The following is a 13,823-nucleotide window of genomic DNA, read 5'->3' as shown; positions in this document are numbered from 1 at the left end:
GTGAAGTCCTCCCCGACAGCTGTGTCTGCGATCGAACGCCCGCGTGGCAGTCCCGGTGAAGTCTTCTGGGTCTTCCTGAAACTCGGCTTGACCTCCTTTGGCGGCCCCATTGCTCATCTCGGCTACTTCCGCGACGAGCTGGTGGTGCGGCGCAGGTGGACCGACGAGGCCGGCTATGCCGATCTCGTTGCACTTTGCCAGTTCCTACCGGGACCGGCGTCAAGCCAAGTCGGCTTCTCGCTCGGCATCCTGCGCGGCAACAGTCTGCTTGGCGGGCTTGCGGCATGGTTCGCCTTCACCATGCCGTCGGCGATCATCCTCCTGGCTTTCGCGCTCGGTGCCGCCGTTTTCACCGGACCCGACGCGGAGGGATTCCTCCACGGCTTGAAGCTCGTGGCCGTTGCTGTGGTGGCCCAAGCGATCTGGGGCATGACGAAGAGCCTCACGCCAGACCGCGAACGTGGCGGCATTGCGCTGGCAGCCGTTGCCATCGTTGCCTTCATCGGGGGATCGTTCGGCCAGATTGGCGCAATCGCGCTGGGTGCCGTCGCCGGGCTTTGGTTCTGCCGCGCGGAAGTACCCGCGTTGACCGGTCATCTCGGCTTTCCCGTCTCGCGCCGGGGTGGAGCGATCGCACTCGTCTTGTTCGCAGCCTTCTTCCTGATCCCGCCGCTGGTTGCGGGCGCAACGGGCCATCAGGCGGTCGCGCTGTTCGATGCCTTCTACCGCTCGGGTGCGCTGGTCTTCGGCGGCGGGCATGTCGTGCTGCCGCTGCTGCAGACAGAAGTGGTGACACCCGGCTGGGTGACGAACGAAGCCTTCCTCGCCGGCTATGGTTTGGCGCAGGCGGTGCCCGGGCCGCTCTTTACCTTTGCGGCCTATCTCGGCGCGGTCATAGGACCAGCGCCCCATGGATTTGCCGGAGCGGCCATCGCGCTTGTCGCCGTGTTCCTGCCGGGACTGCTACTGGTCTATGGCATGCTGCCTTTCTGGGATGCACTGCGGCTGCGGCCGGCCGCACAGGCCGCCATGCGCGGTGCGAACGCCGCCGTCGTCGGGATCCTCGGTGCCGCACTCTATAGCCCGGTCTGGACGAGCGCCGTGCTCTCGACCGTGGATTTCGCGCTGGCGCTCACAGGATTCCTCCTGCTTACGGTCTGGAAGACGCCGCCCTGGATCGTGGTATTATTGTTGGCAGCGAGTGGTACGCTTCTCCATCTGATTTGAGATCTCCGGCCCAGACGAGAATTTTCGCGTTGACTCGGGATTGAAGCAATGAGGAGTACAACGGAGGAAAACGATCATGCCAGGCATCAGCGTGCGCTACATCGTCGATGACGTCGATGCGGCAGTGGAATTCTACACACAGCGTCTCGGCTTTTCCGTCGCGTTTCGTCCCGCGCCGGGCTTTGCCATCCTGACCAGGGACGGTTTCCGTCTTCTCGTCAGCGGAATGACGGGACCGGGCGGGGCGCCTCAGGCGATGCCGGACGGGCGCAAGCCGGAACCGGGCGGATGGAACCGCATTCAAATCGAAGTCGCGGATCTGGAGACGGAGGTCGCGGCGCTGCGCCAAGCCGGCGCGCGCTTCCGGAACGAAATCGTGCAGGGAATGGGTGGCAAGCAGATTCTTCTCGAGGATCCCGCAGGAAACCCGATCGAACTGTTCGAAGCGCCGAAAAAATGAGCTTCGTGAATTTGCGCAGCCGGCATTGAAACAATGGCGCAGGAATCGGGTGGTTAAAGCGGCTTTGAAGGCGCATTTCATGGCAATTGCGAAGGAGATTTGCCATGTCAGCCATCCGTTTTTCCGCCATGCCGTCCGCCGATGCCGAGCACCTCTGGAACGGCGGCCGTGATGCCTATGACAACCTGCCGGAGACCATGGTCTCCGATGGGCCGGGTCATCCCTGCCGCCATTGCCTGAAGAATATCGATGCCGGCGACGAGCTTCTCGTTTTCGCCTACCGCCCGTTTCCGGAATTGCAGCCCTATGCCGAGACCGGCCCGATCTTCCTGCACAAGAATCGCTGCGAACGTTATGCGGCGGCGGAAGTGCTGCCGCCCGTGCTGACGACGAGCCGCGATTTCATCGTGCGCGGCTATGGCGAGAACAACCGCATCGTCTACGGCACCGGCGCCGTCACCGCGATCGCCGACATTCCGGGCTATGCCGAAGAGCTGCTGAAGCGTCGGGAAATCGCCTATGTGCATGTCCGCTCGGCGCGCAACAATTGCTTCCAGTGCCGGATCGACAAGCAAAAGGCGCCGGCCTTCAGCGAGACCGGCGCCTTCATCTAACGCAACGTGATGGGATTTACGCTACGTTCAATACGCTTTCCGCCGCGTGGGCTTCGTAGCCAAGCGCATCGGCAACCGGTTTGTTGGTGATGCGGCCCCTGTGGACGTTCAGGCCGTTGCGTAGATGCTTGTCCTCTGCGATGGCGCGCAGGCCGCGGTCGGCGAGGGCCAGACCGTGGACGAGCGTCGCATTGTTCAGCGCATGTGCGGACGTGACGGGAACCGCGCCTGGCATATTGGCGACACAGTAGTGCACCACGCCGTCGACCTCGTATGTCGGCTCGGAATGCGTCGTCGCATGCGAGGTCTCGAAGCAGCCGCCCTGATCGATCGCGACATCAACGATCACCGAGCCCTTCTTCATGCCCGAAAGCATCTCGCGGGTAACGAGCTTCGGCGCGGCAGCGCCGGGGATCAGCACAGCGCCGATGACGAGGTCGGCGGAGAAGACCTCCTCCTCCAGCGCCTGGATGCTGGAATAGCGCGTGTGGATGCGGCCGCCGAAAATGTCGTCGAGCTGGCGAAGGCGCGGCAGCGACTTGTCAAGGATGCTGACGTCGGCGCCGAGGCCGGCTGCCATCTTGGCTGCATGCAGGCCGACGACGCCGCCGCCGATGATTGCGACCTTGGCCGGCAGCACGCCGGGCACGCCGCCAAGGAGAATGCCGAGACCGCCGTTGGCCTTCTGCAGCGCCGTGGCGCCTGCCTGGATCGACAGGCGTCCGGCGACTTCCGACATTGGCGCGAGCAGCGGCAGGCCACCACGCTCGTCGGTAACGGTTTCGTAGGCGATCGCGGTGACGCCGGACGCGAGCAGCCCCTTGGTCTGCTCCGGATCGGGTGCCAGGTGCAGGTAAGTATAGAGAAGCTGGCCGTCGCGAAGCTGCGCCCATTCGGAGGGCTGCGGCTCCTTGACCTTCACGACCATGTCGCACTTCTCAAAGATGTCTTTTGCCGAGGCCGCGATCTTCGCGCCGGCGGCGGCATAGGCGGCATCATCGGCACCAATGCCGGCGCCTGCCTTTGTCTCGACCCAGACGTCATGGCCATGGGCAACATATTCACGAACCGAGGCGGGCGTCAGGCCGACACGATACTCATGATTCTTGATTTCCTTCGGGCAACCGACACGCATTTAGCGTTCCTCTCATTTTATGTCCGCTTATGCGGCGCGCTATCGACGATCCAAATCCAAACACCGGGCGCGCGAAATGTCCTTGCAAAGACCATTTGCGCGAATGCTATTTTTCGAAGATTATTGCGCAAACCCCGCTGTTTTCGAAGGTTATTCGAATGTCGGAACTTGATACCATCGATCGTGCGATTCTGAGGGCGCTTCAAGCGAACGCCCGCATCACCAATGCCGACCTCGCCAACAAGGTCGGCCTTTCCGCCTCGGCCTGCTCGAGACGGCTCGACATTCTCGAGAAGAGCGGCGTCATCGGGGGCTACCACGCACGTCTTTCGCACAAGGCGCTGGACTACAAGATGATCGCCATCGTGCACATCTCGCTCTCCGGCCAGTTTGCGAAGACCCTTGCGGAATTCGAGGCCGCGGTGAAGCGCTGCCCGAACGTGCTCGTCTGCTACCTGATGTCAGGTGAATACGACTATATTCTGCGCGTCGCCGCCCGCGACCTGGAAGACTATGAGCGCATACACCGCGACTGGCTTTCCGCCCTGCCCCATGTCGTCAAGATCAACTCCAGCTTCGCGCTGCGGGAAATCATCGACAGGCCGAATGTCGGCCTTTGAGGCCTTGCAAAGCGGTAAGAATCCTGACCTGCTTCCGTCGTATGCGGGCCTCTCCCGCCTTATGGCAAGACATGAATTCCAAGACGCAAGGCTATATCTTCGTCCTCCTGGCGATCACCATCTTTTCCGTGCAAGATGGGATCTCGAAGCATCTGGCGAGCATCTACCCGCCGGTTTTTGTGACGATGATCCGCTACTGGGCCTTTGCGCTTTTCACGATCCTTCTCGCGTCGAGAATGCGCGGCGGCCTGAGGGAGACCGCGCACACGAAGCGGCCTCTGCTTCAGGTCCTGCGTGGCGTTCTACTTGCCGCGCAGGTCGTGTTGGCGATCACTTGTTTCGCGATCATCGGTCTTGCGCACACCCAGGCGATCTTTGCCGGCACGCCGATCCTGATCGCCCTGCTTTCGATGCCGCTGCTCGGCGAGCGCGTCGGATGGCGCCGCTGGACGGCAATCTGCGCGGGGCTCGCCGGCGTTCTTCTAATTCTGAAGCCCGAAAGCGGTTTCATTGATCCGAAGCTGCTGCTTGCGGTCTTGGGCTGCTTCCTTTTCGCCTTCTACGTCATCGCCACCCGCCTCGTCAGCCGCGATGATTCTTCGATGACGAGTTTCTTCTATACCGGGGTTGCGGGCGGCGTAACGATAACGCTCATCGGTCCTTTCTACTGGACCTCGATGTCGGCCGGCGACTGGGGCTGGATGGCGCTTCTCTGCCTGACCGGTATCTCCAGCCATTACTTCCTGATCCGCGCCTACGACATGCTCGATGCCGCAGCCGTTCAGCCGCTCACTTATCTGCAGCTTGTCTACGCCTCGATTATCGGCGTCGTCATCTTTGGCGAAGCCCTAAGCCTCAACACGATCGCCGGCTCGGTGATCGTTGTGGCTGCCGGCATTTTCACCATCTGGCGTGAGCATGTGGTGGCGCGCAGCAGCGCTGTCCGAAAATAGGGTCATACTCGTAATTTAGCATCTACTGTAAAAGGATTTTCAACCTTTTCGCGATAGTGAATGCTACGTATTCTTTTGAGGGCAGGAAATGCGCAATCTGAATATCATTACCCGCAAGGCCGAACGCAAGTATTGCCGCATTTTCGGCAAGGTCCGCTATCTCAATAACGAAGTAGACGTCCGCATCCTCGATCTCTCGATAACGGGCGTTGCGCTGGAAATTCGAACGCCGCTGCATGCGGCATCAGGCAGCCGCGTTCAGATCGTCGCCGAAGACCTTGGAACGCTCTATGGTATAATCCGGTGGAGCCATAACGGACGCCTTGGCATCGAGTTCGATCCGAACTCGAACTCCAGGGCACAGGTTGCCTCCTATTTCCGATTCTTCCACAAGGAAGTCCGGCCGGTGTTGAAGCGATAACATTCAACACCAGCCTGTCATTTTCCCGATGCACTCCCGTGCAAATCACTCTAGGCTCGCCGCTGCGTTGAGCCATGCGTGATTTGTGAAGGAATGTTCGATGTCTTCCATCCTTAATTTGCACCCGATTACCCGCCGGTCGCTGCTCGGCGGACTTGCCGCGACTTCGGCGCTCGTTCTGCTTCACCCGTTCGCGGCGCGGGCGGCCGCCAACCAGGCGCATCTGCGCCTCATGGAAACCACCGATATCCACGTCAACGTCTTCCCCTACGACTATTATGCCGACAAGCCGAACGATACGATGGGTCTGGCCCGTACCGCGACGATCATCGACAACATCCGCGCCGAAGCGGCAAACGCACTGCTGATCGACAACGGCGACCTGCTGCAGGGCAATCCGATGGGCGATTACATGGCCTATCAGCACGGCATGAAGGACGGCGACGTGCATCCGGTCATCAAGGCGATGAACACGCTTGGCTACACCGTCGGCACGCTCGGAAACCACGAGTTCAACTACGGCCTCGATTTCATGTTCAAGGTGCTCGGCGGCGCGAATTTCCCGTTCATCTGCGCCAACCTGACGAAGGGCCAGCTTGCCTCCGATCCGAAGAAGGACGATCTCTTCTTCAAGCCCTATGTGATCGTCGAAAAGCAGATCAAGGACGGCGCAGGCAACGAGAGCCCGGTCAAGATCGGCTTCATCGGATTCGTGCCGCCGCAGATCATGCTCTGGGACACCAAGAACCTCGAAGGCAAGGCGCAGACTCGCGATATCGTCGAGGCGGCCACGGCCTGGGTTCCGGCGATGAAGGAGGAAGGCGCGGATATCGTCATCGCGCTTTCCCACTCCGGCATCGATGGCGCGGCACCCTCCGAGAAGATGGAAAACGCTTCGCTGCATCTTGCCGCTGTCGACGGCATCGACGCGATCTTCACCGGCCACCAGCATCTCGTCTTCCCCGGTCCGAAGAGCTGGGACGGGATTGCCAATGCCGATCCGGTGAAAGGCACGCTGCACGGCAAGCCGGCTGTCATGGGCGGCTTCTGGGGCTCGCATCTCGGCCTCATCGACCTGCTTCTCGAAAAGGACGGCAAGAGCTGGAAGATCGTCGATTTCACCGCCGAGGCGCGGCCGATCTATCACCGCGACGACAAGAAGAAGGTGGTTGCCGATGTCGCCGACAAGAAGGACGTGATCGAGGCCGCAAAGGCCGAGCATGAGGCGACGCTTGCCTATGTCCGCACCCCGGTCGGCAAGACTTCGGCACCGCTCTATTCCTACTTCGCGCTCGTTGCCGACGACCCGTCGGTGCAGATCGTCAGCCAGGCGCAGACCTGGTACATCAAGCAGATGCTGGCCGATACCGAATTCAAGGATCTGCCCGTGCTTTCGGCCGCCGCGCCCTTCAAGGCGGGCGGCCGCGGCGGCGCGGATTATTATACCGATGTTCCGACGGGTGATGTCGCGATCAAGAACGTCGCCGACCTCTACCTCTACCCGAACACCGTGCAGGCCGTGGTCATTACCGGCGAGCAGGTGAAGAACTGGCTGGAAATGTCGGCGGGCATGTTCAACGAAGTGAAGCCGGGCACGAAGGATTCGGAACTGCTCAACGGCGATTTCCCCTCCTACAATTTCGACGTGATCGACGGTGTGACCTACCAGATCGACCTGTCCCAGCCGCGCAAGTTCGACAATGACGGCAAGGCGATCAATCCCGATTCGAACCGCATTCAAGATTTGAAGTTCGGGGGAAAGCCGATCGACCCAAAGCAGAAGTTCGTCGTGGTCACCAACAACTACCGCGCTGGCGGCGGCGGCAAGTTCCCGGAGATCGCCGCAGACAAGGTCGTCTTCCAAGCGCCGGACACCAACCGCGACGTGATCGTCCGCTTCATCCACGACCAGGGCACGATCAACCCATCCGCCGACAGCAACTGGACCTTCAAGCCGCTGACAGACACGAGCGCCGTCTTCCAGAGCGGGCCGAAGGCCAAGCAGTTTCTGGCCGATATGAAAAGCGTGAAGATCGAGGACGCAGGCGAAGGCGCCGAAGGCTTTGCCAAGTTCAGATTGATACTTTAGCGCAATGGGAGGGCGCGGGGAATCCGCGTCCTCTTATTCAGCAGCTATCGGCAAATCCGGCGGCGACAGCTCAGCCAGCTGCGCCGTAAAATCGGCGTGTTTGGGGCATTGTGCAAGCCTTGCCCGAAACGCATCGATCATCCAGCTGGCCGCCGGACCGGGCGGGCTGGCGATCCGTCTCATGGCATATATCGGATACTCGCCCTGCTCGAAGGCCGGCAGGTCGAGATGGACCAAAGCGCCGCTTATCAGATCGTTACGAATAAGCGAGGCCGGCAAGCCGCCCCAACCAAGCCCACCGAGGATGAGGGAGTGTTTCGTGGCAATGTCGCTCACGCGCCATGTCTTGTAGGAGAGCACATTGAAATCGCGGCCTTTTGTCAAACCCGACGCATCCGTCACGACCAACTGGGTTTCTTCGCGGACATCCGCCAGCGTCAGCGGCTTGCCGATCTTCGTCAGCGGATGATCATGCGCGGCAACGGGCATCATGAAGGAGTGTCCGATTTGCTCTGCGACAAGCGCGTCGTGTTGCTTCAGCAGAGCCCCGCCAATACCTATGGTTGCCTTGCCGCTCAAAACGAGATCCATCACGACACCGAGTTCGCCCACCGTCAAACTGAGCGCGACAGACGGGAACCTGTCACGGAATTCGCGTAGCACATCGACCACCGCATGCGACGGCACCATGACGCTGATGGCAACAGAAACCTCCGCTTCCAGCCCGTCCTTGAGACTCTTCACGCGGGCACGCATTACCTCCAGATCGGTCAGCAGGCGGCGTGCGTCTTCGAGCATGGCCTTGCCCGCATCGGTGAGCTTCGACTGGCGGGCGCCGGAACGTTCGAAAAGCGGCATCTCGAGCTGCGCCTCGAGGTTGGCGATTGTGTAGCTGATCACCGACTGCGCGCGGTTGAGTGCGCGCGAGGCGGCCGAGAAGCTGCCGGTCTCCGCCACCGTGAGGAACACCTGCAGCTGGTCCAATGTCGGGTTGGGAAGCATCTTCCATCCAATCTATCGATAGCTTTGATCGACATTATCACAGTTTTTTCGATGGCAGACCAGACCTATTTTCGCTCTGGAACGGCGGCTCGAATCTCCCAAGCGAGCTCGCAGAATCTTCATTCGAGAGGAAATACAACTATGTCGTCCATCCTGCTCCTGACATCCAGCCCGCGTGCTGAATCGCTTTCGACCACCATTGCCACCGACCTTGCCGGCAAGCTTCAGGCCCAGAAGCCGGGCAGCGTCGTCGTCCGCCGCGATCTTGCCGCCAATCCGCTGCCGCACATCGACGACCTGTTTACCGCCGCGATCCGCAAGCCTGCCGAAGAGCGCACGGCGCAGGAAGCTGAAGCCGTCAAGACCTCCGATGCCCTCGTCGACGAACTGCTCGCCGCCGACACCATCGTCATCGGCACGGGCCTCATCAACTTCAACATCTATTCGTCGCTGAAGACCTGGATCGACAACGTCGCGCGCGCCGGCCGCACCTTCAAGTACACCGAAAGCGGCCCGGTCGGGCTTGCAACCGGCAAGAAGGTCTACGTCGTTCTCGCCTCCGGCGGCGTCTACTCGCAGGGTCCTGCCGCCGGCTTGAATCATGCCGTTCCGTACCTGAAGTCGGTTCTCGGCTTCCTCGGCATCACCGACATCGAAACCATCTATGTCGAAGGCCTCGCCTTCGGTCCGGAAGCTGCGGAAAAGGCAATCGGCGCCGCTAAGGCCCGGGCCGAAGAAATCGCCCTCGCCGCCTAACCGTCCGACATCGCCCCCCAGAAGCGGCCGGCCCTGTCCGGCCGTTTTTGTTTCAGCGTGCCTAGCCTGGCGTCGGCAGCCCTCGTTGCCAACTCTTAAGCGGTGTAATCGAGCTTCCCCGTTCTTTCACCTTCCTGATGGTATGGCCGCGTAACGAGCCGACAGGCATTCCGCCCGAGCCAGCACTTGTCCCGCAGAACCAAGCGTCGGATTAACTGACGTTGACCGGGCCCGTCCGCCCGAAGACGCAGTTCCTGCCGTTCTTCTTCGCCTGATAGAGCCGGTGATCGGCGGTCGAGAGAACGGTGGTGAAGCTGACGCCGTCCGCGTCGGCGGTCGCAACGCCGATGCTGACGGTGACAGGTCTTCCGTCCGGCGTCCTGACGCTTGTCGCGATCGCCCATCTGAGGCGTTCTGCGACCAGCAAGCCTTCCTCGTGGTCCGTGCCCGGGCAGATAGCGACGAATTCTTCGCCGCCGAAGCGGAACACCCGGTCTGCGGAGCGCAGGATGGCCGCAAGCCGGGAAGCGATCCCCTTCAGCACTTCGTCGCCCTGCAGATGGCCAAAATTGTCGTTGACGTCCTTGAAGTGGTCGGCATCGATAATGACGACGGTCATGAACTGTCCCTGCCGCAGGGCTTCCCGCATCATGACCGGCGCTTCGAGTTCCATGCGCGAGCGGTCGTAGACGCCGGTCAGCATGTCCCTGCCTGTCCGTTCGAGAAGATCGTTGTATCGCTCGCGGAACGTCAGGTCGCCGAACAGGTCGCTGAGCGAGCGCGCGGCGGCCGGAACGCCGTTCCGGTGAATATAGAGCCGGTAGAAGGCAAAGAGCGCGGTATAGATGCAGACCGCGAACATCTTCGCCCTCCAGCCGTCCCAGAAGGCCGCCAGCGGCACGTCGAGAAAATAGTGCAAGGCGCCGAAGAAGCCGATCTGGTCGAAGGTCAGAAGTGCGAATCCGCACAGCATGAAACGGAAGATCACCTTGCGTTTCAACCAATGGCCGAGGCGCTCGTAAAGCAGGATGATGCCGAGCGAATCGACATAGAGCAGCGCCGTGCCCCAGACCATCAGCCAGCCCATCTCCTTCAGGAAGCTGAAATCGGCGGCGTTGCCGGGCGAAATCTCGACGGTCTCGTGCAGTTGCAGAATCCACGCGATCGCAACGGTCAGCAGATTGCCGAGGAACAGGCCGTAGATCGGCTGCCGAACCGTCGACGCATCCTCTTGAAGGTAGAGCATCAGGATCATCATCAGCTTGCCGGCGAAGAAGACCGACGAGCCGGGCGAGGCGACGCCGAAGGGCAGCGACACGTAGAATACGGCAGCGAGATAGGTTTCCAGGAAATGCATGACGCCAAGCGCAGTCATGAAGACGCCAAGGCCCAGCCGGTGGCGGAAATGCAGCAGGCTCACCATCAGCGCGAAGTAGCCGACAGCTTCCACCACAACGAGACCGAGATTGACAATTGCCATCGCGCTTTTCGCTCCCCAACCCGCCCTTTATAGCGCGATACGGTTAAGAAACGGTCCAGTTCACGCCCGCAAATGAACAGCTTCATGCCGGATGACTTGCACGGCACGGTACTGCCAGGCAGCGGCTCGCCGGCGAAGGGCCGTTAGACCTGCCGCTCCTTTTCGCCGTCGGCGAAGAGCGATGGCCCATGCTGATCGATGATCTGCTGCGCCTTGCGCACAGTGCATTCGATTGCATCGTCCGACGAGGAGAACATGTCGGCGCGGATGAAATTGCGCACCAGGACCTCGCCGCCGACCGTCTTTTCGATGCGGCCGGCCAGGCGGTACTGTCCGCCTTCCTTGCGCGGCTCGGCATAGATGGCGCACTCGCCGTAAAGCTGCGGCTCGCCCTTCGGGCTTGCACCGGGCTCGGCGGCTTTGCCGCCGGAAAACATCGAGAAAATGCTGGAAAAGATCGAAGTCATGTTTCGCCTTTAGCACGGGCCGCCCGCGCCCGCAAAGTCAAATGATGAGGTTGGCGAGGATGTCGTTCTCGGTGATGTCCTCGAAGCCCATGCCCGCCTTTTCGAAATTCGAAATCAAGGTGGCGAAGTTCTCCGGCGCCTTGGTTTCGATGCCGATCAGCACCGAGCCGAAGTTGCGCGCCGTCTTCTTCAGGTATTCGAAGCGGGCGATGTCGTCATCGGGCCCGAGCAGGTTGAGGAAATCGCGGAGCGCGCCCGGACGCTGTGGCAGCCGCAGGATGAAGTATTTCTTCAGCCCGGCGTGGCGCATCGCGCGTTCCTTGACGTCGGGCAGCCGCTCGAAGTCGAAATTGCCGCCGGAGACGACGGCAACGATCGTCTTGCCGCGGATGGCCTGCGGATCCATCGCCGCGATCGCCGTCAGGGACAAAGCCCCCGCCGGCTCCAGCACGACGCCCTCGACATTAAGCATTTCCGAAATCGTCACGCAGATGGCGTTCTCCGGCATCAGCATGACCTGCCCGGCTGAAAAACCCTTGAGCGCTGCGAAATTCAGGTCGCCGATGCGGGCAACGGCCGCGCCATCGACAAAATTGTCGACCCTGGAAAGCGTGACGACTTCACCAGCCTCGATGCTCCGCTTCAGGCTCGGCGCGCCCGCCGGCTCGGTGAAGACAAAGGCGGATTCCGGAACGGAACCCTTGAGATAGCCGGTGATGCCCGCAGCAAGCCCGCCGCCGCCGACCGGCAGGACCAGCATGTCCGGCACCCTGCCCTCCGGTAGCTGCTGCAGGATTTCGGCTGCGACCGTTGCCTGCCCCTCGATAATATCCGCATGGTCGAAGGGCGGCACCATGACGCCTCCGGCCGCCTCCGCGTGATCGCGTGCGGCCTGATAGCACTGATCGAAGAAATCGCCGTAAAGCTTGATGGTGATGAATTCGGCGCCGAATATGCGCGTCTTGTCGATCTTCTGCTGCGGCGTCGTCACCGGCATGAAGACCACGCCCTGGACACCGAAATGGCGGCAGACATAGGCAAAGCCTTGCGCATGGTTGCCAGCTGAAGCGCAGACGAAGAGGCGCTCGCCGCCGCCTTCAGTGATCGCCTTGCGGAGGAAATTGAAGGCGCCGCGGATCTTGTAGGAGCGGACGGGCGACAGATCCTCCCGTTTCAGCCAGATATCCGCGCCGTAGCGCGCCGAAAGATGGTCGTTGAGCTGCAGCGGCGTTGCCGGAAAGAGGGTGCGCAACGCTTCTTCCGCGCGGTCTACATCATGTCGTGTGACGGTCATCGGTCCATTCCTGTGTCAGGCCTTCGCTATGGCACAGGTCGGCCGGCAAAAGAAGTCGGTTCGGCCACCACGCGGTTCCGTGCGGAAAGGTTTTCTTCATCGCGTCCGGCGGATTGCTGCGGCTCCCCCGTGCGTTCGCTTTGCAATGCTGCTAACGTAACAGGATGATGACCTCCCGTTTTATGCGACCGCTCGCCTGGCTGCTGCTTGCCGCTATCATTTTCGTCACCATTTCGCCGATCGGCCTCCGACCGCACACGATGACCAGCGTCAACGCCGACCGCGCGCTCGCTTATGCCGTCACGGGCTTCGTTTTCGCGCTTGGCTATCCGAAACAGTGGAAGCTCGTGGCACTCCTGCTGATCTTCGGCACGCTTGCCATCGAGTTCCTGCAATACCTGTCGCCGACGCGGCACGCCCGCCTTCACGATGCCGTCATCAAGGCGGCCGGCGCCATGCTCGGCATCCTTGCGGGCAGCGCCGTCTACCGGCGCGCACAGACCAAGCAGCGGCTAAATGCCGTCTCTACTCAGGAACCACAAACAGCCGCCGCTCTTGACTGAATCGCTCCAGTCGTTGAATGAAGAGCCCCGCGCGCCCGCGCTAACCGGTGACGCAGCGGTACATGAAGTTGTCGCCCTCGACGCTCGCCGACGTGGCAGCGGCGCTGCAACCAATGGCCCCGAAGCTGCGGCTGGTAGCCGACGACTGAGCTGAGTGAACTCGGGTCACCGGCTAGTGATGTTCGGCGACAACTCGTTAATGGTTGGAGGACGATGTTGGCGCGTTGATCCTTGGGGAATTTGTTCCGCTGAATTTTGTTATCAACAGGGACGACAGCTCCTCCTGCGTCCGATGCCCTTGGTTGAATAAGTCAAGCGCAGTGCTGCATAGCAGTTGCGAAGCCTCTTCATTCAGGGTCAAGTGATAGTGACGGCCGCAAATCTTGACAGCTTTTAGAATGACCTTCAGGTCTTTTTCTTTCAACGATGCACCTAAATCGAACATCCCAGCCTCCCTTATTTAGCTCCCGCTTACGAAATGCTACTAAAGTATAAAGGTCGTCAACGTCATGTGCGTTTCCGCACAATCCCGCATCCCGTTCCGACAGATCATGGTTCCGAGGCCGGAGTTCTGCAGGTCGTTAAGTCATCTCCTGTGAGACGTCCTTGGTCCTGTGATCACCGGCTAAAGAGCGGTTGTATGTGGCTGCGGCGCTAGAACCAACGGCTCCGAAGCTGCGCCTTGTCGAGAACGGGTGACCACTGAGGCTGTGTGAAAACTTGGTAGTGTCTCAGTTTGTCA

General features: G+C 60.9%; 15 protein-coding genes. 9 read left to right on the top strand and 6 right to left on the bottom strand.

The genetic code is table 11. The features are described from left to right. From chrA to N2599_RS05900, 3 genes are all read left to right on the top strand, one after another. Positions 1-1,227, top strand: a complete 1,227-nt coding sequence (gene chrA, locus N2599_RS05910) for a chromate efflux transporter (protein WP_037141223.1) — start codon at positions 1-3, stop codon at positions 1,225-1,227. Between the two features lie 76 nt (positions 1,228-1,303). Continuing rightward, positions 1,304-1,687, top strand: a complete 384-nt coding sequence (locus tag N2599_RS05905) for a VOC family protein (protein ID WP_027508839.1) — start codon at positions 1,304-1,306, stop codon at positions 1,685-1,687. 104 nt (positions 1,688-1,791) lie between these two features. Beyond that, positions 1,792-2,301: a DUF1203 domain-containing protein gene (locus N2599_RS05900; protein WP_027508838.1), complete on the top strand. Its 510-nt coding sequence runs from the start codon at positions 1,792-1,794 to the stop codon at positions 2,299-2,301. 16 nt (positions 2,302-2,317) lie between these two features. Here the strand turns inward: N2599_RS05900 and ald are convergent, their stop codons facing one another. Further along, entirely contained in the window at positions 2,318-3,436 is a 1,119-nt protein-coding gene (gene ald / locus N2599_RS05895; RefSeq protein ID WP_027508837.1) for an alanine dehydrogenase, read from the bottom strand. Positions 3,437-3,594: 158 nt separating this feature from the next. Here ald and N2599_RS05890 point away from each other — a divergent pair, with 158 nt between their 5' ends. From N2599_RS05890 to N2599_RS05875, 4 genes are all read left to right on the top strand, one after another. Then, positions 3,595-4,056: an Lrp/AsnC family transcriptional regulator gene (locus tag N2599_RS05890; RefSeq protein ID WP_027508836.1), complete on the top strand. Its 462-nt coding sequence runs from the start codon at positions 3,595-3,597 to the stop codon at positions 4,054-4,056. Between the two features lie 71 nt (positions 4,057-4,127). Further along, entirely contained in the window at positions 4,128-5,009 is an 882-nt protein-coding gene (locus N2599_RS05885; RefSeq protein ID WP_027508835.1) for a DMT family transporter, read from the top strand. Positions 5,010-5,097: 88 nt separating this feature from the next. Continuing rightward, positions 5,098-5,430 carry a PilZ domain-containing protein gene (locus tag N2599_RS05880; RefSeq protein ID WP_027508834.1) on the top strand — a complete coding sequence of 111 codons (333 nt, stop codon included), beginning with the start codon at positions 5,098-5,100 and terminating at the stop codon, positions 5,428-5,430. Positions 5,431-5,530: 100 nt separating this feature from the next. Beyond that, entirely contained in the window at positions 5,531-7,519 is a 1,989-nt protein-coding gene (locus N2599_RS05875) for a bifunctional 2',3'-cyclic-nucleotide 2'-phosphodiesterase/3'-nucleotidase (protein WP_027508833.1), read from the top strand. A gap of 33 nt (positions 7,520-7,552) precedes the next feature. Here the strand turns inward: N2599_RS05875 and N2599_RS05870 are convergent, their stop codons facing one another. Then, positions 7,553-8,521, bottom strand: coding sequence for a LysR family transcriptional regulator (locus N2599_RS05870; RefSeq protein WP_027508832.1), 969 nt, complete (start codon positions 8,519-8,521; stop codon positions 7,553-7,555). 141 nt (positions 8,522-8,662) lie between these two features. Here N2599_RS05870 and N2599_RS05865 point away from each other — a divergent pair, with 141 nt between their 5' ends. Then, positions 8,663-9,277, top strand: coding sequence for an FMN-dependent NADH-azoreductase (locus N2599_RS05865; RefSeq protein ID WP_027508831.1), 615 nt, complete (start codon positions 8,663-8,665; stop codon positions 9,275-9,277). Positions 9,278-9,488: 211 nt separating this feature from the next. On the opposite strand, the gene N2599_RS05860 is transcribed toward N2599_RS05865, so the two are convergent. The 3 genes from N2599_RS05860 to ilvA all read right to left on the bottom strand — a co-directional run bounded on the left by N2599_RS05860 (position 9,489) and on the right by ilvA (position 12,518). Next, on the bottom strand, positions 9,489-10,757 hold the full coding sequence (locus N2599_RS05860; protein WP_027508830.1) for a GGDEF domain-containing protein: 1,269 nt from the start codon (positions 10,755-10,757) through the stop codon (positions 9,489-9,491). A 143-nt stretch (positions 10,758-10,900) separates the two neighbouring features. Further along, positions 10,901-11,224 carry an HlyU family transcriptional regulator gene (locus tag N2599_RS05855; RefSeq protein ID WP_027508829.1) on the bottom strand — a complete coding sequence of 108 codons (324 nt, stop codon included), beginning with the start codon at positions 11,222-11,224 and terminating at the stop codon, positions 10,901-10,903. A gap of 37 nt (positions 11,225-11,261) precedes the next feature. Further along, the gene (gene ilvA / locus N2599_RS05850) at positions 11,262-12,518 is read right to left on the bottom strand and encodes a threonine ammonia-lyase (protein ID WP_027508828.1); all 1,257 of its coding nucleotides are present in this window, start codon (positions 12,516-12,518) and stop codon (positions 11,262-11,264) included. A gap of 164 nt (positions 12,519-12,682) precedes the next feature. On the opposite strand from ilvA, the gene N2599_RS05845 reads away from it, so the two are divergent. Then, positions 12,683-13,081, top strand: coding sequence for a VanZ family protein (locus N2599_RS05845; RefSeq protein WP_051336479.1), 399 nt, complete (start codon positions 12,683-12,685; stop codon positions 13,079-13,081). Positions 13,082-13,277: 196 nt separating this feature from the next. Here N2599_RS05845 and N2599_RS05840 read toward each other — a convergent pair whose 3' ends face one another. Then, positions 13,278-13,526, bottom strand: coding sequence for a hypothetical protein (locus tag N2599_RS05840; protein ID WP_027508827.1), 249 nt, complete (start codon positions 13,524-13,526; stop codon positions 13,278-13,280). Positions 13,527-13,823: the final 297 nt, after the last annotated feature.

Origin of the sequence: Rhizobium sullae, assembly GCF_025200715.1 — a bacterium.
GTDB lineage: Bacteria > Pseudomonadota > Alphaproteobacteria > Rhizobiales > Rhizobiaceae > Rhizobium > Rhizobium sullae.
Note: the sequence above shows the minus strand (reverse complement) of the source record. Positions and strands in the feature narration are given on the sequence as shown.